Genomic DNA, 24,492 nt, shown 5'->3' with positions numbered 1-24,492 from the left:
TTATCGGGATACTGCAGGACGTTTGACTCTTCAGACGCCACCCGTCTGCCGGTGCAGTTAATAGCAAATGCGCTGTCTCGAGAGTTGATCTTTTGAACATTGCCCGGTCACCGCTCTTCAGGATAATCGCTATGAGTGAAGTTGAAGTACAAGATGTAAAGGCCTCTGGCTGGAACCAGTTGTCTTATTTTAAAGTGTTTGTAAATAATGACAGTCACTTGCAAAATTCGCGCTACCCGCTTCTTAATAATGGCAATCAACAATTACTTGTCACTGTGCGTCTGGCGGCCAAGGACGCATCGGGGAACTTCGTAACTGTAACGCCAGCGGATCTGGCCACGATCCGACTGATTGATTACGGCACTTCGGAAATCATCTATTTGGGTGAACAACTGCATCCATGGTGTACCACATTCACTAACCTGGGTTATGCGTGGGACAGGGGTTTCCTTGACTCCATTCGCAGCTTGCGGCTGGAGCAGCCCAAGCTGTTCGAACAGGCTGCTATTGACCCGCCTGCCTTGGATCAGGCCCTTGAGGGCGTACCGCTGCAGCACCATGAACAAGCGCAGCCAGGGTTGGAGTTGCACACGCAAAACCAGGCGCTCAGTCAATCCAGGGCCGACTACCAGACTGTCCAGTTTTATGTGCGAACCACGGCAACTACCTTGCGTCGACTGGCCGTTCGTATCAATAACAGTGACGGTACCGTATTTCGTACCAACTACAGTGAAGTGGGTGACGATACGGGAGAAGGTGATAAGCGCGGAAAATTCAATTCATCGTTTGAAGTCGAACCACTTACCTTTCCGCGCTTGCCATCGGAAAACTACGGCGATCGCCTCGCCAACGGCTATTTGAAAGATACCCCGATTGGCCATGGAGATTTTGCCGGAAAATTTCGTGCATTTGAACATCATGTCAATATTCGAATGCCCAACGGTCGCAGCCTGCCCATTAAAACGATAACCAATTACTCCTCTCAAAACGGCGTTGTCTGGGCGGCCCATGGCAGCGGAAAGTCCAAATGCACCGTCACCTACTTTGGCTTGCCTGGAAGTCAAGTGACCAGGTTGACGAACAAGCCCGAATATATCGGCATTATGAGAAACGGCCTGAGCAGGGAGTACACAGGGGTGTGGCTAACTTATTTAGGCCGACACATGGGCATTGAAGGTAAAATAAAATACCCTCGCGAGGGTGAAGTGGTGATTGGACAAGTCATTATGGAGGAGAACTTTTACTTCTACCAATCGGTGACTAACAATATAGAAGTGCCAAACCGAATGACCCACGATTTCAGCGTCATTGATATTTATGGTTCATCGCACAACCTTCGGGTCGGGCTGATTCCTGCCTTCAATTACCTGACGCTGGAACGCCGTTAGTCAACAGCTAACCACTGAAGGTGCGGATCGCCAAAAATCGATCTGCACTGGCGTGCGTCCAGTCGATACACACAAACGCTCAAGCCCTGGTTATCCAGGGCTTTTTATTGGGCAACAGGACATGACGACGCCAGAGACGACAGTGGCCCAGGTTCAGTGTTGCCGTTGCAGTTTACCTGGCGTCAGCCTCGGCCTGATCAGGTCAGTCCGTATTCAAGCGCGCATACAGGTCGAAGTTGCGTGGTGTTGCGCGGACCATGCGCAATGACCTCAACCTTCCTTCGAACTCGAATCCGCTGTTTATCAGCACCTGGGCTGAGCCGGGGTTGGTATCAAGCACAGTGCCTTGTACGCGCACCCATCCGTACTTTAAAAAAGACCATTGGGTTACCGCTGTACAGACAGCGCTGGCAATGCCTTTGCCCCAGAATTGCGGCGCAAGATCATAAGCCACTTCGGCCGTACGGTTCACTTGCGATATTGAATGAAAGCCAATGGTTCCAATCAGCTCGCCATTCAGTTCGTCAGTGATGGCCAGCCGTCTTGTGGAGGTGGCAAGAGTTGAGTCCATCTCGTCGAACATGGGTAACAGATCTTGCTCTGAGCTCAGGTTCCAGCTGGTATGTTGAACAACCGCTAGTTGTGAAAGGTATGCGTACCATTGCGGTATATCTGTCCTTTCCAGCTGGCGAAGCGAAACACCCGGGTATTGGACGGCAGGCGCCCTGGTAATTCTCATGTGCAGGGTCCGTTATCAGAACAGAAAATTGCTTGGGGCTCAGGCTACGCTCCGGGCAGTATGGGGCATTACTGGTATTACATTCAGCTATGCGGTCCTGTGCGGCACAACCACCGCGGCCTTACAAAAACAATTCAAAAAACCAGGTAGAGAACAATGAATAGAAGGTTTTATGGGTGTGTGATCCTGCTATCACTGCTAGGCGCTCAGAGCGCGGTCGCCAGAAGTTGGCAGGAGATCAAGCAAAGCGGCGAGCTGCGGGTCGGCGTTCCTGGCGATTATGCACCGCTGGCGTTTCACGACAAACAAGGTGATCTGGCCGGTTTTGATATTGATATGGCTAAGGCCCTTGGTCATGAACAGCAACTCAATGTCAGATTTGTGCTCAGCAGCTGGCCAACACTGTCTGCAGATCTGGCAGCAGACAAGTTCGATATCGCAATGGGCGGGATTACCGATACACCGGCCAGAAAAAGCCAGTTCGGGCTGTCTGCACCGGTGGTCAAAAATGGCAAGATCGCCATGACGCAGTGTGACAAAGTCGCTCAGTTTGCGTCATTGGATGCGATTGATCGCAAGGGCGTGCGGGTGACTGTCAACCCCGGCGGTACTAATCAGGAGTACGTCGACAAACATATCAAGGATGCCCAGATCGTCCGAGCCCAGGACAATATCGCCAGCTTGCAGGGGATTCGTAGTGGTCAGGCCGACATCATGTTTACCGACCTGATTGAAGGGGATTATTACCAGAGCCAGGAACCCGGTGTGTTCTGTGTTTCCACTCGCCAGATTCTGCCCGGAACCGCCAGCGATAAAGTTTATATGATGCACAAGGACAACCAGCATTTGCTGGATGCGGTGAATGCATTGTTGTCCGGTGAATCCAGAAACAGGCTGATCACTCAATGGAAAATGTCGGAGTAGCCATGAAGGCTGCCGCACAGACGCAGGCTATGACGTTTGTCAGGCCACAACGAGCAGGCAGCGCCTGGCGTATATAAAAACTACAGAAGGTCTTCGAATGTTCTCAACATTTGCGGTGCAGAGGCTTAGCGTCGGCTCGATCTACAAACTGTTTTTTATCGGGCTGGTCATTTCACTCGGGATCATCGGACTAGTCAGCGGGATCCTGGCTGTATTCGGTTTCGATACGGTCAACTGGAACGGGGAGCCTGTGCACGGGGTTGCCGGGATTATCGTAGGGCCCTTGGTTGGTCTGTTCCTGGCGCTGTTGTTCGGCACCCTTCTAGGCAGCGCTTGCGTGTGCGGTCTGTGGCTGTATTCGAAGTTTCGGCCTCTTACTCTGAGCGGTAAAAGCTTGGCTCAAGCAGCCAAAGATACTGCGGGGTCTGTCAGCCCGGGCAAGCCGCTGTAACTGTTATTGCCGGGCCGCCTGTCTGTGGAAACGATCGGCAAACAGGCGGCACGGGACTGCATTGAGTCACTCGGCAATTTCACTTTCGACCAGCCTGGCGAGCTGTATGAGCGAGTCCTGCCAGCCAAGGTAACAGGCCTCTGGCGGGATGACCCCGGGTATGCCTTCTTGAACCACGCTCAATTCGGTCCCGCAGGAAACCGCCCGCAGGGCTACCGTTGTGTGCATGACGCCCGGCAGGTTTGGATCATCGAAGCTGTCGCTGTAGCGAATCAGTTCATGGGGTACCAGTTCCAGGTATTGCCCGCCGAACGAGTGAGTTTCGCCCGTGCTGAAATTGCTGAACGACATTTTGTAACCCCCCCCCACTGTCGCATCCATGTGCTGGACCTTGCCGGTGTAGCCGTAGGGTGGCAGCCATCTGGCCAGGGCATCGGCTTCCAGGAAGGCCCGATAGACACGTTCGGGCGGGGCTTTGATGACGCGATGAAGTCGAACGGTATGTGTGGACATGATGACTCCTCAGATCAGTGGCGGGCCTTCAGACATGCACAGGTTCAGGTACTCAGCGGTCTGGCTTGTCATCACTGGGCCCGAGCGGGTGGATGTCTTGCCAGATGCTGTTTTTTGATAGCACCGAAACCCGCAGGCGTAAAGGCCGCTGCTTTGCCATGCCCATGGCTGGCCTGCGGCACAAGGGCGCGCGGATCACGGCATGGCTCAAAGGTTTGCCTGCGGCCAGCGCTGTTCCAGGTGTGCACTCAAGTAATCGATAAAGGCTTTGACCTTGGGCGTCATGGCGCTGCGGTCCTGGACACAGACGTAAATATCCAGCGGTTCGGTAGCGGACTCCCTTGGCCCATGACTGCTCTCAAGCAGGGGCACCAGTTGCCCGGACTCGATAAAGGGCGCCGCCACGAACTCCGCCAGCCGGGCTATGCCAGCACCATGGGCAGCCATTTGGGCCAGGGTGTCAATGTCGTCGCTCATGGCGGTCACATTGAGCGCCGCATAGTAATGTCCTGAGTCGCGAATAAATCCCCAGCGCAGGAAGCGGCCGTCCAGCGGGTAGCGAAAGCCCAGGCACGCATGCTGCTGGAGTTGCTCCGGCGAATCCGGCCGGCCGGCCCGTTCAAGATAGGAGGGGGCGGCGCAAACGATAAAGGGCACTGAGACAATCTTGCGCGCGATAATTCCTTCCTCCAGTTGCGGCTTGATCCTCAGGCTCATATCAATCCCGGCTTGAATATGATTGATCTTGCTATCGCTGGTGTTGAGCTCAAGGGTCAGGCGCGGGTGGCGGGCCGCGAAGCCTGCAACCAGCGGGGCCAGCACATGGCGCCCGAATGCAGCGGTAGAGGCAATGCATAGCCGGCCCTGAAGTTCGGCATGGGGCTCACTGATTGCCGATTGGGCGGCCTCCAGGTCTGCAACGATACGCTGCACTTTGGCGTAGTAGATGGCTCCGCTTTCGGTTAACGCCATGCTGCGCGTAGTGCGCTGCAGCAGGCGGGTGCCCAGGTGCTCCTCAAGGCGATTGAGGGTCTGGCTGACGGCTGCGGCACTGAGCCCCAGGTTTTTCGCCGCTCCCACGATGGAGCCTGTTTCAACCACCTTGGTAAAGCTGGCGATGGCCGCAAGAAGATTCATGGCTAATCCTGAAAGAAGGGCTATTCGTAAGTTTTACTTTATAAAGTAAGCGGAAATTACCGTCTAGTTGCGCACTTTTGTTCTTGATATGGTGCGTTTCCCCAAAGAAACCGTGTTTAAAAGGGCTGGACATGAATTCAAAGACTTCTGCAAATATCCGTTTTTACAATCGATTGAAGCTCTCGGCCGCCATGGCTCCCTATGTATTTGCGTTTTATATGGCGGCAATCATGGCCTTTCTCATGTCATTGGTGATCACGGCGGCCAACTCCGGGATTAATGAGGATTATCTAAGCAATGCCCTGAGCGCCTATCGATTGGCCATGCCGGTGGCATTCCTGTGCATTCTTGTGGTTCGCCCCATTGTGATCAGGTTAGTGGCTGTCACCGTCCACCGGCATCCCTAGGGATGCTTGCCCTGCATGGCGCACAAATAAAGCGCGTGCGCGCACAAAATCGGGCAAATAAGTAACAAGTTACATTCCCCGGAGCCTCCCTTCGCTCATCCTTGTTTCCCCCGATCCCTTGTAAACCGGCGTTTTCAGTCACTGCGCAGCGTCTGGCACAGGTTTTGCTTAGTCTGATATTCATCTGATATATCAGATGAATATCAGGAGTGAAAATGCCGAAATCCATTGATGTTTCCAGCCATCTGCAGTCCACGCCGCCGCTCATCAAGAGCGCCGCCCAACTGCGGGAGCTGGCGTATGCGCAAATAAAGCAGCGGATCATCAGCTGCGAGTTCCGCCCTGGCGACGCCATCAACGAGGCGCAACTGGCAGCGCTGCTGGGGCTTGGCCGAACGCCGATCCACCAGGCGCTGCATCGCCTTGAAGTAGAAGGCATGGTCACGATCATGCCGCGCAAGGGGGTGATGGTGACCGCGCTGTCACTTAACGATGTGCTGGATATGATCGAGGTGCGTGTTTCCAACGAGCAGCTGTGTATCAAGCTGGCGGTGGAACGTGCCCACGACACTGATATCAAGGCCATGCGCGACATTCTGGAGCGCACCCCTCAATTGCTGGCGGACCACGACGTGACCGGGCTCATGACGCTGGATCTGCAATTTCATATGTCGATTTCAGCCGCCGCACACAATCGCGTCCTGGCTGAACTGCTGCGCAACCTGCACGAAAAGCAGGCACGTTTCTGGTACCTGACGCTGTCGGAAAACCACCACAGCCAGCGCATCTATGACGAGCACATGCACATTCTCGAGGCGGTGGAACAGCGAGACGGCGATGCCGCTGTCGCGGCGATCCATCACCACATCGACGACTTCCGTCGCGCCATCATGCGCACCCTTTAATTATCGATCCGGAGCACTCTTTCATGACTCAATTGACTTTCCACGTCGTCGGCCAAGGTGAGCACCAGGCCAGCATCAAGCATTTGATCATTGCCGGCTGGGCAGGGCGTAACAGTGAAGCGGTGGAACACCATATTGCCGAACTGGAAGCTCTTGGCGTGCGCCGTCCTACGCAGATCCCGTGTTTCTACCGGGTTTCGGCCAGCCTGCTGAACACCGCGCAGAGCATCCAGGTGCCGGGCAAGGACTCTTCCGGCGAGACCGAGTTTGTATTGATTCCAAGTGAGGAGGGGCTGTTGATCGGCCTGGGCTCGGATCACACCGATCGCAAGGTTGAAAGCTACGACGTCACGGTGTCGAAACAGATGTGCGACAAGCCGATTGCGCAGCAGGTCTGGCGCTTTGCCGAAGTTGAGGCGCATTGGGATCAACTGGTAATGCGTACCTGGCGGGTGCGTGATGGCGAACGTGCGCTGTATCAGCAAGGCCCGGTGACCAATTTGCTGGCGCCGCAAACCCTGTTGGGAAAACTCAACAGCGCCGGCGCATTGCCAGCGGATACCGCGATGTTCTGCGGCACCCAATCGGTGATTGGCGAACTGGGTTATGGCGAAGCCTTTGAAATGGAATTGTTCGACCCCGTCCTTAACCGCAGCCTGCGTCACCAGTACGGTGTCGAGTCGCTGCCTGTGGCGGAGTGAACAGACAATGAAAGATATTGCACAGCTCGCCCGGGACCTGGCTGAGGGTCGTACCACCAGCGAGGCGCTGGTCAAACAGGCATTGGCCCGCATTGAGGCACATCGCGAGGCAGGCGGAGTGGCCTATATCAGCGTTGATGCCCGCAGCGCCTTGCTGGCGGCCCGTGCCAGCGACCTGGCGCGGTCTTCGGGCTATGTGCCGTCCGCCCTGGCCGGCCTGCCGGTTTCGATCAAGGACCTGTTCGATGTGGCCGGGCAGATCACGGCCAGCGGCTCCAGTCTGCTGGCCGAGGCACCGGCGGCCAGTCGCGATGCAGTGGTCGTGGAGCGGTTGAGAGCGGCGGGGGCTATTGTGCTGGGTCGAACCAATATGAGTGAGTTTGCATTTTCCGGTCTCGGACTGAATCCTCACTACGGCACACCGCTGACCCCATGTGCAGAACAGCGCATTGCCGGTGGCTCCAGCTCCGGCGCCGCGGTCAGTGTGGCGCTCGAGATGGCGGTCGCGGGGCTGGGCACCGATACCGGCGGCTCGATCAGGATTCCGGCGGCCTTCTGCAATCTGACCGGGTTCAAACCCAGTGCCAGTCGCGTCCCGCTAACCGGTACCTTCCCCCTGGCGCCGAGCCTGGATTCCATTGGTGCTCTGACCCGCAGTGTCGCCGACAGCATCCTGCTGGACCGGATTCTCTCGGGGGAGCAACTCGCTACCCCCATGCCGTCCCTGGCCGGTCTGCGTCTGGCGGTGACCCGGGATTTCGTCCTCGATCAGCTGGATGAGACCGTGGCTGTGGCTTTCGAACGCAGTTTGGGCCTGCTCGCCGAGGCCGGGGCCAGCATCCGCTGGTTTGATTTTCCCGAGCTGCACCAGTTGCCCCGTATCAACGCTGCCGGCGGACTGACTGCCGCCGAAGCCTGGCACGGCCATCGCCAGTGGCTGGAAGGCGACGACGCACAGCAGTACGACGCCCGTGTCGCCCAGCGCATTCGGCGCGGTGCGGCCATTGGTGCAGCTGATTACCTGGATACCCAGGCCGAACGCCAGCGCTTGATTGCCATCGCCCGGGAGCGTCTGGGCGATGCCGATGCCTGGCTGATGCCCAGTGTCGCCGTGGTACCGCCGAAGCTGGCAGACCTTGCCACGGACGAAAGCTTTTTCGCCGCCAATGGCCTGGTGCTGCGCAATACCAGTGTGATCAATTTTCTCGACGGTTGCGCCTTGAGTTTGCCCTGTCAGCTGGCTGAAGAGTTGCCGGTGGGGCTATCAATCGCGGGACTGCACGGGCAGGACGCACGGGTGCTGCAAGTGTCGCGCGCGGTTGAGGCTCTGTTGCGGGGAGTCGCCTGATGCCTTGCCCGTAACTGGAGGGCAGGCCCGGCCTGCCTGATTTTTAATACTGCTTTGCTCCCGGAACGCCACGGCCAACCACCGTGCGCCGACGCTCGCCTGAAAATCGGCAGCGGCGGCTCACTGCGCAACGTATTGACGAGATGACTTATGAACCGAAGCAACCCAAGTACAACAATGGCTTCAGAGCTTGACCTCGACCCGGTAGCGGCCGAAGTCAGTGCTGTCTATCGAAAGATCGCCTGGCGCCTGTTGCCGTTTTTAGTGTTTCTCTTCGTGCTGGCCTGGATCGACCGGGTGAATGTCGGCTTCGCCAAACTCTCCATGTTGCAGGACCTGGGCTTCAGTGAGGCGGTTTACGGCCTGGGAGCGGGGATTTTCTTTATCGGCTACTTCTTTTTTGAAGTGCCGAGCAATCTGCTTCTGGAAAAAATCGGTGCCCGCCGCACCCTGGCGCGCATCACCATCATGTGGGGCCTGACGTCCATTGCCATGGCCTATGTTGAAAGTGCCTGGTCCTTCTATGTGTTGCGGTTTTTGCTGGGGGCCTTTGAAGCGGGTTTCTTTCCGGGTGTGGTGTTGTACCTCACTTACTGGTTTCCAGCGGCCCAGCGGGCCAAGATCAACGGCATGTTCATGACCTCTTTCGCAATTGCCGGGGTCGTCGGCGGGCCATTGGCCGGTTTCATCATGAGTCGCATGGTGGGTGTCGGCAGTCTGGCCAACTGGCAATGGCTGTTTATCCTGGAAGGTATTCCGTCGGTTATCGCCGGCTTCCTGGTGCTGCGCTATCTTCCGGAAAAACCGGCGAATGCCAAGTGGCTCACGGCGGCACAGCGCAAAATGGTGTCCGCTACCATTGCCCGCGAGGACAGCGCGCCGGGTAAACACAGCGACCTGCGGACTCTGTTGCGTTATCCCAAATTGTGGTTGTGTGCACTGGTCTACTTCTGCCTGGTGAGCGGTAACGCAACCATTGCGTTCTGGACTCCATCGGTCATCAAGTCCCTGGGTGTGAATGACACCATGAACATCGGGCTGCTTTCCTCAATCCCTTTTATTTTGGGGACTGTGGCGATGCTGTGGAACGGCTTCCATTCTGACAAGAGCGCCGAACGCCGCATCCATTGCGCCATGGCTGCGATCCTGGCGGGGCTGGGATTGATCTGCACCGGCCTGTTTATCGGTAACGCAGTACTGGCACTTATCGCCTTGACCGTTGCAGCCATGGGCATTCTTGCGGCTTTTCCGGTGTTCTGGTCAATTCCGGGGGCATTTCTGGCAGGTACTGCAGCAGCAGGGGGCATCGCCCTGATCAACTGCATCGGCAATCTGGCAGGGTTCGTCGCGCCTTATATGATCGGCTGGCTTAAAACCCAGACCGGTAGCCTGGCGGCAGGCCTGTATATGGTGGCCGGTTTTGAAATATTGGCGGGGGTATTACTGCTGCTGTTTTTCAAAGGTATAAAAGTCAGTAAAGTTTAATGTTACTTAATGGCAGAGCCGGCCATGGATAAGGGCGGTGAATATTTAAAAACTGTCACCGAGTATTCAACTTCCGGTGCCACTGCATGCCTTTTTCGAAGCCGCGACTCACCCGAATAATATTATCCGGGCGAGTCGCCACTGCTCAGTTCATGGCGCAGGGTCGCTGCCTGATACCGATACTGCTAGGCTGCCGGGTTCAGGCACGGCATGGAGCCGTTTCAAGGATTGAATATGCAGATCAAGAACAAGTGTCACTTTGCCCTCATCAGTATGGTTTTCGCCGCCGCTACCCTGACGGGCTGCGCCCATAGCCCACCCTTCAGCGGCCAGTCGGTCACTGACCCCGTCCTGCGCAAGGATGTGCTGGTGAATGTGCAGGGCCTGTTCTCGGCAATGACCCACTGCAGGTCCATCAGCAATGTGGACACCACGATTGCCAGTGTTGAGCAATCGCCCACCGGGTCAATCAGCAAAGCGGTTGAAACCTGGCAGGTGTCCGGCTGTGGCACCAGCAAGACTTACAAGATTGAACTCAGGTCCGACGCCAGGGGCGAAACCGATTTCTCGGTGTCGTCCAAAGGCTAGAGGCGACAGACCGCATGCTTAACCCGGGGCTTTATGACCTGCGGCAAGGGTGTATGGAGAAAAGGCTGCTTAACTGCATCGGACGACTTTGGGGGCTGGCGCTTGAGTCACATCAACGCCAGTTGCTGTTGTTTTTTGATCTGACTAAGGAAAGCCCATATGAAAGCGCTCACCTATCAGGGGCCAGGCGAAAAAGCCTGGTCTGATATCGCCAAACCGGTCATCGACAAGCCGACCGATGCCATAGTCCGTATTTTGCACACCACTATCTGTGGCACCGATCTGCACATCCTCAAGGGCGACGTACCCGAGGTCACCAAAGGTACGGTGCTGGGCCATGAAGGGGTCGGAGTGGTCGAGGCCGTAGGGCCGGCAATTCGCAACTTCAAGCCCGGTGATCATGTGCTGATTTCATGCATCACCTCATGCGGCAGTTGCCCCAACTGCCGGCGGCAGATGTACTCCCATTGCGCTGACGGCGGCTGGATTCTGGGCCATACGATTGACGGTACCCAGGCCGAATATGTGCGTATTCCCCATGCCGACAACAGCCTGTACCCGGTGCCCGCCGGCGCGGATGAAGAAGCGCTGGTGATGCTCAGCGACATTTTGCCTACCGGCTTCGAGATCGGCGTACTCGCCGGCAAGGTCAAGCCGGGTGACAGTGTGGTGATAGTCGGGGCGGGCCCTGTGGGCATGGCCGCCTTGCTGACGGCGCAATTTTACTCGCCCGCCTTGCTGATCATGGTTGATGGCGACACCAATCGTCTTGAAGTTGCGCAGCGTTTTGGCGCTACCCATGTGATTGATATCAACACGCAGAATGCCGTTGAACGCATCTTCGAGTTGACCCAGGGGGTAGGGGTGGATGTGGCGATTGAGGCGGTGGGCATCCCGGCATCCTTCGATACCTGCCAGTCGGTTGTAGCCCCTGGAGGCAGCATTGCCAACGTGGGGGTGCATGGCAAAAGTGTTGAGCTGCACCTGGAAAAACTCTGGATCCAGAACGTCACCATTTCGACCGGGCTGGTCAATACCAACACCACGCCCATGCTCATGAAAACGGTGCAGTCCGGCAAGGTAGATGCCGGCCAGCTGATTACCCACCGATTCGCACTCAACGACATTCTTCAGGCTTATGAGGTGTTCGGCAATGCGGCAAAGGAGAAGGCAATGAAGGTCATTCTTTCTCAATAAACGGCCCGCCATAGCCAATTCAGCAGGCATTCTTACCCAGTGTCGGGAGCCTGCGAAACTTGGACCTTAGTTGCTGAAGGTACTGAACGGATAACGCGATATCCGTTCAGGTTTAGTGTGTCTTTTAAATGTAAAACCCTGGTGTTTCAGGCGCTTAAAGAATAAATAAGTTGTAGTGATTTTTTGACAGCTAATGCATTCACTACTATGTTCTTGGCGGCAGGTAGAAACACATCAACTCTTTTTGATAATAGGGAAATATTCATATGAAGAAGCACATTCTGCTGTTGAGCGCTGTCAGTCTTGTCGCACTGTCGGGCCTGGCACAAGCTGATGCCAAGCAGCCTGTTGCGCAATGGACGTGCGCGGATTTCCTGGCGGTTGATGAAACCTATCAGCCGATCGCCGTTGGTCTGGGTGAAGCAGTGAACAAGAAAGGTCAGGTTGAGGATGCTGTTCTGGACGTGGACGGCGTTGCCAAAATCACCCCGCTGGTAATCACTGCCTGCAAGGAAACGCCGAAAGAATCCTTCGTGCAAAAAATCAAGTCCGAGTGGGCCAAAGTCAAAAAAGACGTGTAATGCGCCAGGCCTGTACTTCACAAGAGTACAGGCTTACCCCCTCTGTTCCTGCCTGAGCCCGTTCGTGGCGAAAAACCTTTTCCAGCCTTGTGAATTTCTCGCCCCATCTATCCTCTACATCAAAAGCAGAGCTGCCTTGGCGGTCTGAAGGCCGTAGTAGACTAGGTTCGCGTTATTTTTAATTGGCGGGGGGTAACTTATGTTAATCAGGTCACTGGCCGAACTTGATCGCATTCGTGACGAGTGCAAATCCATGGTCACCAAACGCTCGGCCGTATCGGCAGGCGCCGCGGCCATCCCTATTCCCGGGCTCGACATAGGCACTGATGTGGCGTTGCTGGTGGAAATGCTGCCGGCGATCAACAGCAAGTTCGGACTGACCCCGCAACAGATCGAGCGGCTGGACTCGCGGTCCAGGCGCCTGATTGTGGTGGCGGTTTCCGGGATCGGCAGTGAAGTCATCGGTAAATTCATCAGCCGGACACTGGTCATGTCCTTGGTACGCAAGATGGGCACCAAGGTGGCGACCAAGTCGGTGATCCGCTTCGTGCCGTTTGTGGGGCAGGCGGTCGCCGCAACCATCAGTTTTGGGGTGATGAAAATGGTCGGCAACGGCCATATCGAGGATTGCTATCAGGTCTGCCGTCAGGCGTTGCTGGAGGAGGCCCGGGAATCAGTGGTCATCGAGATCGGTCCTGAAGACTGAGCCTGCCAGTGAACGGCCCCGCACAGGAGCCATGTGATGAAAAACCATGGGGGCGAAGATGAATATTATCCGGTCCAGCTATCTATGCTTGCTCCTGGGAGCTGCACTTGTCGCCCAGGCGCAGGCCGGCACCTCTTTGACTTCAGAGTCCGGGCGGGTGGCGCAAAACACCCTGAGCCCCAATTCTGCGCCTGCAGACAATACGCTGCGACGCATCAATCCTAACAGCCGACAGGGCACGATCCCCGCAACGCCAGCGGTACGAAGCCCGTCGACGGCCCCTGTGATACGCCAGCCGTCCATTGAGAACGGGCAAATCGGCAATGGCTACCCGCGTAGCCAGCCCCCACCCCGGACCATCAAGCCAACGGCGCCATCGCTTCAGCCGCGGGACAATCGTTAATCGAACAAGGATCAGCCAATGTTGAGAAAAACCCTGGCCACGCTGTGCGCCACCTCGCTGCTCAATGTGGCTGTCATGGCCCATGCCGATGCCCAGCGCACCTTTGCCTCCGAGTCCGGAACAGTCACTGCAACGCCAGTTGTCGAAGGTCTTGTACATCCTTGGGCCCTGGCCTTTCTCCCGGAAAAGCAGGGCATGCTGGTTACCGAACTTCCGGGCAACCTGCGGGTGGTGAGCCCGTCCGGCAAACTGTCTGCCCCGCTTTCCGGTGTTCCCCAGGTATGGGCCAAAGGGCAGGGCGGCCTGCTGGATGTGGTGCTGTCGCCGAGTTTTGTCGAGGATCGCCTGGTGTACCTGTCCTACGCCGAAGGGGGTGGTGAGGACGGCAAAGCGGGGACCACGGTTGGACGCGGGCGCTTGTCGGATGATCTGACCAAACTCAGCAACTTTGAGGTGATCTTTCGTCAGGAGCCCAAACTGTCAACCGGCAACCATTTCGGCTCACGTCTGGTGTTTGACCGTGATGGCTATTTATTTATTGCCCTTGGCGAAAATAATCAGCGACCGACTGCCCAGGACCTCGACAAGCTGCAGGGCAAAGTGGTGCGCATATACCCTGACGGTCGAATCCCGCCCGACAACCCTTTTGTGGGCCAGCAAGGGGTACGCCCGGAAATCTGGTCATTTGGCCATCGCAATCAGCAGGGTGCCACCCTTAACCCCTGGACCGGGACACTCTGGAGCCATGAGCATGGCCCCAAAGGCGGCGACGAAATCAACCTGATCGAGCGCGGCAAGAACTATGGCTGGCCACTGGCGACCCATGGCATTGACTATTCTTCGCAGCCCATCTCTGAAGCCGGGGGCAAAACAGCCGAAGGAACCACAGGCCCCCATCATGTGTGGGAGAAGTCTCCGGGCATTAGCGGGATGGCGTTCTACGATGGGGAGCGCTTCAAGCCCTGGCAGCACAACCTGTTTATCGGCGCGCTGGCCGATAAAGACCTGATCCGGCTACAGCTTGATGGTGACAAGGTGGTGCATGAAGAGCGCTTGTTGGGCGGTCTGAACGCGCGTATCCGGGACGTGCGCCAGGGCCCGGACGGTTATTTGTATGTCTTGACCGATGAAAGCAACGGCGCGTTGTATCGCGTCGGCTTGCAATAGTCAGCAGAGCCATAGTCGCTGGCGAGGAACGAAGGCTGCGATCGAGCCCGCAGGGCTCGCGCATTTAAAGATGCCTGTCGCAGCCGTCGCTCCCTGCCAGGGTTATTGATTGTTTACTCGCTGACCGCCTGCTTGATCTGCTTGGAGGCCGACCAGATCCGGTAACGCACTTCTATGTCCTTGGGCACGTAGACCACGATCGGCAACTTGCTGTTATAGCGCAGCATGAAGCCATCGCCGACCACGGGGACAAATTCGGGGTGCGACTTGCCTTCAGGGCAGGCCATCATCGTGCTCATCGGCCCGCTGACCTTGTTCAGGCGATACATCGGATAGCCCCAGCCCTTGAGGGTTTTTTCTTCCAGCTTGCCGCCCAGACGCTGCTGGTTGCAGTCCACCTGCAGGGTCTTGCCGGCAATGATCTGGACTTTGTAGTCGTCCTCATTCTTTTGCTTGGGCAGGTGAATGACTTGTCGGCTATAGCCCGCTTCGGCTTTAGGGTAGGGCGCCACATCCTCAAGTTTGGCGGCGTTGGCGACGCTGCACAGCGTACTCAGCGAAAGGGCCAGGGCCGCGCTGATCAAGAGTGGTTTCATGCTGCTTCCTTATTTCAGAACAGAAAAATGTCGTTCAGGTGAATCTATGGGCTGTATCTGACAACTAAAAGGCTATTTAAGTGCAAAACAGATGCACTTGCAGGGATAGATTGCTTCGCGCCAGTGTCGAACTGCCAGTAAACTGCCTTTTTTCCTCTGAATCATTTATTTCCCGAGGTTTTGCATGACTCTCAGTCCTCTTGCGGGCAAACCGGCTCCTGCGAAATTGCTGGTCGATATTGCGCGACTGGTGACCGCTTATTACACCGGTCAACCTGATGCAGCGATCGCCACCCAGCGTGTGGCCTTTGGTACTTCCGGTCACCGCGGCAGTTCGTTTGAGCTGAGTTTCAATGAGTGGCATGTATTGGCCATCAGCCAGGCCATTTGCCTGTACCGGCAAATGAAAGGCATCAATGGTCCGCTGTTTGTCGGCATCGACACCCATGCACTGTCGACGCCTGCTGGTGCCAGTGCGCTGGAAGTGTTTGCCGCCAATGGCGTCGAAACCATGATCGCCGCCAATGACGAATACACCCCGACGCCGGCCATTTCCCACGCCATTATTTGCTACAACCGCGGTCGGACTTCAGGCCTGGCCGATGGTGTGGTTATTACACCGTCGCACAACCCGCCTGAAAGCGGCGGTTTCAAGTACAACCCGCCTAACGGCGGCCCGGCCGATACCGATGTCACCAAGTGGATCGAGGCCAAGGCCAACGAGTTACTGGCAGCCAGGCTGGCGGGTGTCAAACGCATCAGCTACGAACAGGCCTTGAAGGCCGGCACCACCCATCGTCACGACTACCTGAATACCTATGTCGCCGATCTGAAGAACGTGATCGACATGGATACCCTGCGCGGCGCCAACCTGCGTCTTGGCGTGGACCCATTGGGCGGCGCGGGCGTGAACTACTGGCCGGCGATCGGCGAGCACTACGGCTTGAACCTGGAAGTGGTGAACACCTCGGTAGATCCAACCTTCCGCTTCATGTGTGTGGACTGGGACGGGCGCATCCGCATGGACCCGTCCTCCAGCTATGCCATGCAGGGGTTGATTGGCCTTAAAGAGCGTTTCGACGTGGCTTTTGCCTGCGACCCCGACCATGACCGCCACGGCATTGTTACCCCTTCAGGCGGTCTGTTGGCCCCCAACAACTACCTGGCAGTGTCCATCGACTATCTGTTCCAGAACCGTCCGCACTGGCGTGCAGACGCAGCCGTTGGCAAGACCGTTGTCAGCAGCGGGCTGATTGACCGGGTTGCTGCCCGTCTGGGCCGCCGCCTGTACGAAGTGCCGGTGGGCTTCAAGTGGTTTGCCGATGGCCTGTTTGAAGGCTCGCTGGGCTTTGGTGGCGAAGAAAGCGCCGGGGCTTCATTCCTGCGCCTGGACGGCAGTGTCTGGTCGACAGACAAGGACGGCCTGATTCCTTCGCTGCTGGCCGCAGAAATGACGGCCCGTACCGGTCGTGATCCTTCGCAGCTGTATCAGCAAATGACCGAAGACCTGGGCCTGCCGTTCTCGACCCGGGTCGATGCCAAGGCTACCCCGCAACAGAAAGCCCTGCTTGGCAAGCTGTCGCCGGAGCAAGTCAAATCCACAAGCCTGGCCGGCGAAGACATTACCGGGATTCTCAGTCATGCGCCCGGTAACGATCAGGCAATTGGCGGACTCAAGGTGATGACTAAAAACGGCTGGTTTGCGGCACGCCCTTCTGGCACTGAAGACATTTACAAAATCTACGCCGAGAGCTTTATCGGTGACGAGCACCTGAGCCGTCTGGTAGAAGAAGCCCAGGTGTTGGTGGATACCGCGATCGCCTGATAGCGGACTCAAAAAAAAGCCTGGCCCCCGCAAGAGGGCCAGGCTTTTTTGCAGCTGTTTGATTAACTCAGGCCGCGGTTTGCAGTGTCACCACTTGCTGCATCTGATCGTTGCAGTTTCTGGCTTCCTTGAGCATTGCTTCGAAAGGGCCGCTCATGATGTCGTCATGGCTCAGCCAGCGTTGCTTTTGTGTCAGGCGGTACTGGTATCGGTAATGGCCCTCGACCTGTTTGCCATTGAGGTCCATGTCGAACCAGGGCGAGCGAACGGTGCAGCTCTTGATGTTCTGCGCAACCTGTAGCCCTGACAGGGTGATCTCGTAGTCCATGGTTTCAGGATCTTCCAGATACAAGTCGGCCTTTTGCCCGGTGCGGCGGTAATTGACCAAATCATCCCAACGTTCAGTCATGAAGGCGGGCTGGTACACGCTTTGGCCCGAGAGTGTCTTCAATGGGCGCAGGTCGGTCAGTTCGGCCTTGACCTGATACTTGTGGGGTACCACAAACCCGGTGGCTGAGCGTGTGATCGTGCAATCGGTCTGTTCCTTGCTGAACCGGTCGCAAAGGTCCTGGTCGGTACCAGAAATACCCGACTGGTTATCGGCCACACTCAGTCTCATCAGGCGCATCTGGCTCATTTCGATGTCGGCGCTGGTGCGCGCGGTGCCATCAGGGTTGAAGTGTTCCTGTTTCCGTACCAGGGTGCTGACAACAGGTTCTTCTTGCGGGATATGTTCCCGGCGAACTGCGCCTTGCGGGTCTATCACCAGTGCCCAGCGATCCTGAATATCCGGCATGGAGCGCCCCGGCGAGAACACCGGATTGGTCGGGTCGAGCCACCAGACTTTACCGTTGACCCGCGCCCGTACGATGGCGTGGTTGGGTGCTGAGGTGCCCGGCAGCAACAACCCCAGGCTCATGTTGCCACGGCTGACCCAGGTGGTCTGCGCGTCGATGCCGCTTGCGTTGAGCATGGCTGTGAGCAGTACCGCCAGGTCTTTGCAGTCGCCATAGCCGCGGTCTTCGATTTCAGCGAGGGTGAAAGGCACATAGCCCCGATCGCTGGCTCGCCAGTCGCCCAGATAACGATAGTTATCGTGGATATGCTGCATCAGGCCCGATACCTGTTGCTCCGGCGGCAAGCCTTTAAGGCCGGCCACTGCCCTGGCACTGATGGCAGGCAGTCTGGCTGCGGTAATTTCGGTGTAGCGCCGGGCAAAATCGCCGAAGTAATCCTGCAAGCTGCTCGAACTGCCCAGTTCAACCCTTGGCAGCTGGCGAATATAAGCGTTGCCGGCTTCATTGACATAATTCACGAAGCGCGGTGCCTTCTGTTCAATGACCAGGCTTTTGTTGTCGGCCGACGGAGTAAAGCTGAAGTCTTCCATCATTTCGCTGCGCCACACGATTGGCTTTTCAGCGCTGAAGCTGTTTTTAAAACGGTCCATACGCACCGCATTGGGGGGGAACATCAGCACATAGTGAAACTCATGACTCAGCGGCTTGGCTGCTATGTGTTCGCGCAGGGTATAGCTCACCATCGTGCCGATTCGCAGGTTGGGGAAGGCGATCGAGGTTTGCTTCAAGCGTAAAAAACCCTGGTCCGGGTTCGGTGCCATCCGGGTGTCGATTTGTGTGTCAGCCAGTGCCACCGGTTTGGCGCCCGGTTGGGTCGATTCGGCCTTGATTATTTCCAGGCGGTCAGACTCCGGGAAGCTGAAGTCGATACGCGAAATCATTTCGCGACCGTTATTGGTGAGGATGGTGTAGCTATAGGTTGAGGTGCAGTCGTAGCTGGTGTCCGCGTTGAAGTGACAGGATCTGTCCGATTCACCGGCCAGAGCGGCCTCGGATACGGGTTGAAAGGCCGCTGAAGCGGGCAGGGTGAAAATCCCCAGGGTGGCGCAAATCAAGGATTTGCTGAAAGAAAAGCGGTGCATGGGCGCCTCAATTAGTCCTTTAAAAAAGCACCCGGCCACGCATTTGTTGGTTTATTGAAGCCGAGGCAGGGTGCAGATGAAGTGGATAATGATAATCGATAGCATCCATATTTTCCATATGCACAGCCGCCATGCGCTCCTGTAAGCCCCGTAATAGAGCGGTTTAAACGGTCTCTTCGGTTTGGCTGGCCTGGCAGACATCGACCCATTGGGCATTGACCAGTTCGGCCATTCGATCGGGGCTGATACGCACAGCGGTGTGGGTAGCGCCGGCTGCAGGCATCACTTCAGTGAAGGCTTTAAGGGAAATGTCGCAATATACCGCCAGATCGGTCGCCAGCCCGAACGGGCAAACGCCGCCAACGGGGTGACTGGTCAGGGCCACGACAGTATCGGCATCAAGCATCTTGGCTTTGCTGCCCAGGGCATTCTTGATTTTTTTGTTATCGATACGCGCATCGCCACGGGCAACCAGCAGCACATTGCGTTCACCGACACGAAAGGCCAGGGTCTTGGCGATCTGGCCGGGCTCAACGCCGTGGGCTTGGGCAGCCAGAGCTACGGTAGCGGTACTGGTGGCCAGCTCAATGATGTGCAGGTCGGGTGCTTTGGCGAGGAAAAATGCGCGGACAGATTCAAGACTCATCAGGCTTAGCTCTCTGGGTAAATGCCTGAATCTAGAGAAGCCGGTGACGCACTGTCAATGCGCCACCGGTGATGGGGTCAGATGTCCAGCACGATCTTGCCAAAATGCTGGTTGGTTTCCTGGTACTTGAACGCCTCGACAATCTCGCTCAGCGGGAAGTGCCGGTCGATGACCGGGCGCATGCCGCTGGCATTGATCGCCCGTACCATGTCCTGCTGCTGGCTGCGGCTTCCTACCAGTACCCCTTGCAGACGCACTTGCTTGATCAGTGCCGGGACAAAGTTCATGGCGCCGCTGGTGCCGCTCAAAATACCGATGATCGAGATATGCCCGGCCACGCGAATGGCGATCATCGACTGTTCAAGGGTCTCCGGACCGCCGACTTCGATGATGTGGTCCACCCCGCGGCCGCCGGTGAGCTCACGGGCTGTCTCGCCCCAGGCAGTGTCCTTGCGGTAGTTGATGACGTGGTCAGCGCCCAGTGCTTTGAGACGCTCGAGTTTTTCATCGCTGGAAGAGGTCGCGATCACGGTGGCGCCGGCCATTTTGGCGAATTGCAGGGCGAAAATCGAAACCCCGCCCGTGCCCTGGACCAGCACCGTGTCGCCGGGCTTGAGCGAGTCATCGGCCATCAAGGCGCGCCATGCGGTCAGACCTGCGGTGGTCAGGGTAGAGGCCTGGGCGTGGCTGTAGCCGGTGGGGGCGAGGGTAAACGAGGTGGCCTTGGCTGTGACTTGCTCACGGGCATAACCATCGATGCCATCACCGGGTACGCTGACAAAGCCCTCAACCAGCGGAGTGCCGTCGATCCACTCCGGGAAGAAAGTACTGACCACCGAATCGCCGACCTTGAACTCGCTGACCGCACTGCCGACGGCAATCACTTCACCGGCGCCATCCGCCATGGGAATACGTTTTTGACTCGGTCCCCACATGCCGCTTACCACGGCGAAGTCGTGATAGTTCAGGGAGTTGGCATGTAAACGTACAGTGATTTCACCACTGTCAGGTGCGCGTGCTTCGCTGCTGCCAACGACCACATTTGGATAACCGCCGCCGGGTTCAACGAAGATAGTTTTAATGCTCACGGGATGTCCTCAAGTTTTTACATTACGCAAAATAACGAAATGATCGGTTAAAAATTACAACTCGACTTTCAGCCTAGCCGCAAAGTCATCTATCGCCTGCTCATTGCGCCGGTAGTACGTCCACTTGCCGATGCGTGTGGTGAGGACAAAGCCTGCACGCTGCAAGATGGCCAGGTGCGCCGAAGCAGTGGAAGGGGAAAGACCGGCCTTGTGCTGCAAATGGGTCACGCACACGCCGATTGCAGGATCGCCATGATCCTGGCGCGGGAAATTGCTGAGCGGGTCTTTGAGCCACTCCATCATTTGCATGCGAGTGTCATTACCCAGGGCTTTGAGCTGTTCAAGAATCATGGTCGGCGATGTTACGCTTTTTTACGAAATGTACAACCGGAGCCTATGCGCCATGGATGCAGTTACTGCCTGCGACAACAGGCCGCAGGCCGGCCGGATGTTTTGCAATTGCAGGGTCAATCCTGTATTTGTTGCGCCATTGAGCCTTGGCCAAGGCTCGTCTGTCTATGAACCTGCCCATCAGGAACCATGATGCCTAACCAGTTCCCTTCTGTTCGTCCCCGCCGCCTGCGCCGCTCGCAAACCCTGCGCGACATGTTTCAGGAAACCGAATTCAGCCTTAACGACCTGGTGCTGCCGATTTTTGTCGAAGAAGAAATCGACGACTTCGTACCTATCACCAGCATGCCGGGTGTGATGCGTATTCCCGAGTCCAAACTGGCCGGCGAAATCGAACGCTATGCCCGTGCAGGGATCAAGTCGGTGATGGCATTTGGCGTGTCGCACCATCTGGATGCCACAGGTAGCGATTCATGGCGTGAAGACGGTCTGGTGTCGCGCATGGCCCGTATCTGCAAGGATACCGCCCCGGAAATGATCGTGATGAGTGACACCTGCTTCTGCGAGTACACCTCCCACGGGCATTGCGGTGTGATGCACGATCATGGCGTGGACAATGATGCGACCCTGATCAATCTGGGCAAGCAGGCCGTTGCCGCCGCTGCGGCAGGCGCTGATTTCATCTCGCCTTCTGCGGCCATGGATGGTCAGGTTCAGGCCATCCGCAGCGCGCTGGATGCTGCCGGGTTTATTGACACTTCGATCATGGCGTACTCCACCAAGTTCGCTTCGGCACTCTATGGTCCTTTCCGTGAGGCGGGTGGCAGCGCGTTGAAAGGCGATCGCAAGTCGTACCAGATGAACCCGATGAATCGTCGCGAAGCGATTCGCGAGTCGCTGCTGGACGAGCAGGAGGGTGCCGACGTGTTGATGGTCAAGCCCGCCGGCGCGTACCTGGACATCATTCGTGACGTCCGTGAAGCCTCGCGTCTACCTCTGGCGGCGTATCAGGTCAGCGGCGAGTACGCGATGATCAAGTTCGGCGCCCTGGCCGGAGCCATCGACGAAGCGCGGGTTGTTCGTGAAAGCCTGGGCTCGATCAAGCGGGCCGGCGCAGACATGATTCTGACCTACTTTGCGATGGATCTGGCATTGCAGGGCATCTAGCAGGAGCGTCGAGCGGCAAGTTGCGAGCCGGACAATCCGGGCTTTTGCCTTGCCGTTCTGGGCGACTCCCCAACAACAAGGAGTTCAGGCATGACGGTCGCTCGACTGCAACGAATTTTGATTACCAATGATGACGGGATCGACGCCCCGGGTCTTGAGGCCCTTGAGGCTGTGGCTCGGGAACTGGCAGACGAGGTCTGGGTGGTCGCCCCGGACCATGACCAGAGCGGTATTTCCACCGCCATCAGCATCCATCACCCGTTGCGGGTGACTGCCCGTGGCGAGCGCCGTTTTTCGGTGTCCGGAACCCCGGCCGACTGTGTTGCGATGGCCTTGCAGCAGTTGATGGACAGCCCGCCGCAGCTATTGCTGTCCGGCATCAACAAAGGCGCCAATCTGGGGGTCGAAACCCTGTACTCCGGCACGGTGGGAGCGGCGATGACCGGCCTGTTGCTGGGTATCCCCTCCATTGCCCTGAGCCAGTACTTCACCCGTCGCGACTCGGTGCGCTGGGACACGGCCCGCACACTGGCGCCCGGGGTGATTCGCCAGTTGCTGGGCAAGGGCTGGGAGCAATCAGCGTGCCTGAACATCAACTTCCCGGACGTTGCGCCCGAGCAGGCCGGCCCCGTACAGATCACCCGCCAGGGCCATGGCCGTATGGACGGGGTGAGTGTGAACGAACGTACGGACTTTCGCGAGTCCAGCTATTACTGGCTCAGTATTACCCGCCACCAGCACCCCGAAGCCGCCGATACAGAAACCCGGGTGGTCACCCAGGGCGGGATTTCGGTGACCCCACTGCAGTTCGATCGCACCGCCCAGGCCTTGCGCGAGCAACTGCAAGGGTAAGTCTGACGCTATGCCCAATGCGCCGGGTCGTCGACGATGGCCTGGTGCTGATCAAGCACCTTCGGAATTTCCTGCTTGAGAAACTCGACCCAGGTTTTGACCTTGGCATCCAGAAAGCGTCGCGAGGGGTAAAGCGCGTAGATGCTTTTTTCGTGCAACCGGTATTGAGGCAACAGGCGCACCAGCGCACCGCGCTGATAGGAACCGACCGCCACGTAATCCGGCAACAGGCAAACCCCGAGTCCGGCTTCGGCGGCCTGGGCCATCGCTTCAGCCACATTGACCTGAAACACGCTGCCGGGGCGAATCGACTGTTCACCCTGATCATCGCGGAAGGTCCAGCTGTCGGTAAACAGCGGGTCAACCAGATGCAGGCAGCGGTGCTGGTTGAGGTCGTCGGGAGTCTTGGGCGTGCCCTGGCTTTGCAGGTAGGACGGTGCGGCGCTGATGACGCTGAAGATACTCCCCAGTTGCTGACCGATCATTTCCGAGTCGGGCAGGTTGGCCGATAACGTGATCACCACGTCATGGCCTTCTTCAAGCAAGTCGGGTTGACGTTGAGACAGGGTCAGATCGACATCGACCTGCGGGTACAGCTGCGAATAACGGGCCACCAGTGGCGCCAGGAGCTGGATCCCCAGCCCGGTGGTGGACTGCACGCGTAAATGGCCGCGGGGAATCAGATGGGCACCGGCCGCTTCGGCATTTGCGTCCTCTATTTCGCCAAGAATCATTCGGCAGCGCTCAAGATAGCGCGCACCCACCTCCGTCAATGCCAGCCGCCGTGTGCTGCGCTGCAGCAGCCTGGCTTGCAGCGAGGATTCAAGTTCAGACAGCAAGCGCGAGGTTTGCGCTGTGGAATAGCCCAGCGCCTGAGCCGCAGCGGTAAAACTGCCTGTCTCGACCACACGGACAAACACCCGCATTGCCTGATAAATATCCATGCTGATTATTACCTCACACGTAATCGTGCTTTTTTGTGGCGGCAATAATTACACAGACCGTGAAAATATTCCGCCATCTGATAGCGCTACCCAAGGGCGCGTACAGGCAGTAATGGTTGCGGGCTGGTGCCCTGAAGCATGGCGGTGGGCGCAGGTGCGTCAGCAGTGGGAGTGCTGCGATAGCGGGTAGAAAAGCAGTTGGCCAGGATCAGTATGAGATTTCGTCGTAGGAGAAATCTGAAAATTAGCAGTGGCACATTATTGGAAGTGTGAAGTAAGTAATTTAATCGAAAAAAACGACAGCCAGTCTCTAGATAAACCTTGATTTCATTCTGGTATGTAGTTGATTCTAAAGCAGAGGGATCTTTTCTCTTAATAGGCTGTCAGACACTACGCTTATTTTTAAAGCGCAGTTAAGCGTTAATTGTCAAGAGGTGAACTCGC

At 57.0% G+C, this 24,492-nt stretch carries 25 protein-coding genes; 16 read left to right on the top strand and 9 right to left on the bottom strand.

What is annotated here, in order from left to right; all coding sequences use genetic code 11:
- Positions 1-131: 131 nt before the first annotated feature.
- Complete coding sequence (locus JQ848_RS12360; protein ID WP_202210761.1) at positions 132-1,388, top strand: hypothetical protein; 1,257 nt, start codon at positions 132-134, stop codon at positions 1,386-1,388.
- A 202-nt stretch (positions 1,389-1,590) separates the two neighbouring features.
- Here the strand turns inward: JQ848_RS12360 and JQ848_RS12355 are convergent, their stop codons facing one another.
- The gene (locus JQ848_RS12355; protein WP_160627753.1) at positions 1,591-2,127 is read right to left on the bottom strand and encodes a GNAT family N-acetyltransferase; all 537 of its coding nucleotides are present in this window, start codon (positions 2,125-2,127) and stop codon (positions 1,591-1,593) included.
- Positions 2,128-2,283: 156 nt separating this feature from the next.
- Here JQ848_RS12355 and JQ848_RS12350 point away from each other — a divergent pair, with 156 nt between their 5' ends.
- The gene (locus tag JQ848_RS12350; RefSeq protein WP_029612844.1) at positions 2,284-3,051 is read left to right on the top strand and encodes a transporter substrate-binding domain-containing protein; all 768 of its coding nucleotides are present in this window, start codon (positions 2,284-2,286) and stop codon (positions 3,049-3,051) included.
- A gap of 97 nt (positions 3,052-3,148) precedes the next feature.
- Positions 3,149-3,502: a hypothetical protein gene (locus JQ848_RS12345; RefSeq protein WP_202210760.1), complete on the top strand. Its 354-nt coding sequence runs from the start codon at positions 3,149-3,151 to the stop codon at positions 3,500-3,502.
- A gap of 66 nt (positions 3,503-3,568) precedes the next feature.
- Here JQ848_RS12345 and JQ848_RS12340 read toward each other — a convergent pair whose 3' ends face one another.
- On the bottom strand, positions 3,569-4,015 hold the full coding sequence (locus tag JQ848_RS12340; protein ID WP_127195353.1) for an SRPBCC family protein: 447 nt from the start codon (positions 4,013-4,015) through the stop codon (positions 3,569-3,571).
- A gap of 207 nt (positions 4,016-4,222) precedes the next feature.
- On the bottom strand, positions 4,223-5,152 hold the full coding sequence (locus JQ848_RS12335; protein ID WP_202210759.1) for a LysR family transcriptional regulator: 930 nt from the start codon (positions 5,150-5,152) through the stop codon (positions 4,223-4,225).
- A gap of 131 nt (positions 5,153-5,283) precedes the next feature.
- On the opposite strand from JQ848_RS12335, the gene JQ848_RS12330 reads away from it, so the two are divergent.
- From JQ848_RS12330 to JQ848_RS12285, 10 genes are all read left to right on the top strand, one after another.
- On the top strand, positions 5,284-5,559 hold the full coding sequence (locus JQ848_RS12330) for a DUF2798 domain-containing protein (RefSeq protein WP_202210758.1): 276 nt from the start codon (positions 5,284-5,286) through the stop codon (positions 5,557-5,559).
- 215 nt (positions 5,560-5,774) lie between these two features.
- Entirely contained in the window at positions 5,775-6,464 is a 690-nt protein-coding gene (locus tag JQ848_RS12325; RefSeq protein WP_161718762.1) for a GntR family transcriptional regulator, read from the top strand.
- Between the two features lie 23 nt (positions 6,465-6,487).
- A complete protein-coding gene (locus JQ848_RS12320) occupies positions 6,488-7,165 on the top strand; it encodes a DUF2848 domain-containing protein (protein WP_003445790.1) in 678 nt (225 codons plus the stop codon).
- 7 nt (positions 7,166-7,172) lie between these two features.
- The gene (locus JQ848_RS12315) at positions 7,173-8,513 is read left to right on the top strand and encodes an amidase (RefSeq protein ID WP_010657039.1); all 1,341 of its coding nucleotides are present in this window, start codon (positions 7,173-7,175) and stop codon (positions 8,511-8,513) included.
- A 177-nt stretch (positions 8,514-8,690) separates the two neighbouring features.
- The gene (locus JQ848_RS12310) at positions 8,691-9,998 is read left to right on the top strand and encodes an MFS transporter (protein WP_010657038.1); all 1,308 of its coding nucleotides are present in this window, start codon (positions 8,691-8,693) and stop codon (positions 9,996-9,998) included.
- A 234-nt stretch (positions 9,999-10,232) separates the two neighbouring features.
- Positions 10,233-10,586 (top strand): hypothetical protein, encoded by a 354-nt coding sequence (locus JQ848_RS12305; protein ID WP_127195357.1) that lies wholly within the window; start codon positions 10,233-10,235, stop codon positions 10,584-10,586.
- A 159-nt stretch (positions 10,587-10,745) separates the two neighbouring features.
- The gene (locus JQ848_RS12300) at positions 10,746-11,783 is read left to right on the top strand and encodes a zinc-dependent alcohol dehydrogenase family protein (RefSeq protein WP_161718760.1); all 1,038 of its coding nucleotides are present in this window, start codon (positions 10,746-10,748) and stop codon (positions 11,781-11,783) included.
- Positions 11,784-12,049: 266 nt separating this feature from the next.
- Positions 12,050-12,364 (top strand): acid-activated periplasmic chaperone HdeA, encoded by a 315-nt coding sequence (gene hdeA / locus JQ848_RS12295; RefSeq protein WP_003445774.1) that lies wholly within the window; start codon positions 12,050-12,052, stop codon positions 12,362-12,364.
- A 199-nt stretch (positions 12,365-12,563) separates the two neighbouring features.
- Positions 12,564-13,070 (top strand): hypothetical protein, encoded by a 507-nt coding sequence (locus JQ848_RS12290; protein ID WP_003445772.1) that lies wholly within the window; start codon positions 12,564-12,566, stop codon positions 13,068-13,070.
- A gap of 421 nt (positions 13,071-13,491) precedes the next feature.
- Positions 13,492-14,640 carry a PQQ-dependent sugar dehydrogenase gene (locus JQ848_RS12285; RefSeq protein ID WP_003445769.1) on the top strand — a complete coding sequence of 383 codons (1,149 nt, stop codon included), beginning with the start codon at positions 13,492-13,494 and terminating at the stop codon, positions 14,638-14,640.
- Between the two features lie 113 nt (positions 14,641-14,753).
- Here JQ848_RS12285 and eco read toward each other — a convergent pair whose 3' ends face one another.
- A complete protein-coding gene (eco, locus tag JQ848_RS12280) occupies positions 14,754-15,236 on the bottom strand; it encodes a serine protease inhibitor ecotin (RefSeq protein ID WP_003445767.1) in 483 nt (160 codons plus the stop codon).
- A 184-nt stretch (positions 15,237-15,420) separates the two neighbouring features.
- Here eco and pgm point away from each other — a divergent pair, with 184 nt between their 5' ends.
- Entirely contained in the window at positions 15,421-17,061 is a 1,641-nt protein-coding gene (gene pgm / locus JQ848_RS12275) for a phosphoglucomutase (alpha-D-glucose-1,6-bisphosphate-dependent) (RefSeq protein WP_010657036.1), read from the top strand.
- 67 nt (positions 17,062-17,128) lie between these two features.
- Here pgm and JQ848_RS12270 read toward each other — a convergent pair whose 3' ends face one another.
- From JQ848_RS12270 to JQ848_RS12255, 4 genes are all read right to left on the bottom strand, one after another.
- Entirely contained in the window at positions 17,129-19,000 is a 1,872-nt protein-coding gene (locus JQ848_RS12270; protein WP_127195358.1) for a DUF3857 domain-containing transglutaminase family protein, read from the bottom strand.
- Between the two features lie 163 nt (positions 19,001-19,163).
- Positions 19,164-19,646, bottom strand: a complete 483-nt coding sequence (locus tag JQ848_RS12265) for a YbaK/EbsC family protein (RefSeq protein WP_003445761.1) — start codon at positions 19,644-19,646, stop codon at positions 19,164-19,166.
- A gap of 77 nt (positions 19,647-19,723) precedes the next feature.
- Complete coding sequence (locus JQ848_RS12260) at positions 19,724-20,734, bottom strand: zinc-dependent alcohol dehydrogenase family protein (protein ID WP_202210757.1); 1,011 nt, start codon at positions 20,732-20,734, stop codon at positions 19,724-19,726.
- A 54-nt stretch (positions 20,735-20,788) separates the two neighbouring features.
- On the bottom strand, positions 20,789-21,085 hold the full coding sequence (locus tag JQ848_RS12255; protein WP_010657033.1) for an ArsR/SmtB family transcription factor: 297 nt from the start codon (positions 21,083-21,085) through the stop codon (positions 20,789-20,791).
- A 192-nt stretch (positions 21,086-21,277) separates the two neighbouring features.
- On the opposite strand from JQ848_RS12255, the gene hemB reads away from it, so the two are divergent.
- Together hemB and surE are read left to right on the top strand one after the other, a co-directional pair.
- Positions 21,278-22,252: a porphobilinogen synthase gene (gene hemB / locus JQ848_RS12250; RefSeq protein WP_003445756.1), complete on the top strand. Its 975-nt coding sequence runs from the start codon at positions 21,278-21,280 to the stop codon at positions 22,250-22,252.
- A 90-nt stretch (positions 22,253-22,342) separates the two neighbouring features.
- Positions 22,343-23,104: a 5'/3'-nucleotidase SurE gene (surE, locus tag JQ848_RS12245; protein ID WP_003445754.1), complete on the top strand. Its 762-nt coding sequence runs from the start codon at positions 22,343-22,345 to the stop codon at positions 23,102-23,104.
- 8 nt (positions 23,105-23,112) lie between these two features.
- Here surE and JQ848_RS12240 read toward each other — a convergent pair whose 3' ends face one another.
- Positions 23,113-24,048, bottom strand: a complete 936-nt coding sequence (locus JQ848_RS12240; RefSeq protein ID WP_003445752.1) for a LysR family transcriptional regulator — start codon at positions 24,046-24,048, stop codon at positions 23,113-23,115.
- Positions 24,049-24,492 lie beyond the last annotated feature (444 nt).

Source organism: Pseudomonas paraversuta (assembly GCF_904067025.1).
In the GTDB taxonomy this organism is placed as follows: domain Bacteria; phylum Pseudomonadota; class Gammaproteobacteria; order Pseudomonadales; family Pseudomonadaceae; genus Aquipseudomonas; species Aquipseudomonas paraversuta.
The sequence above is the reverse complement of the archived record's forward strand: the minus strand, read 5'-3'. Positions and strand labels throughout refer to the sequence as shown.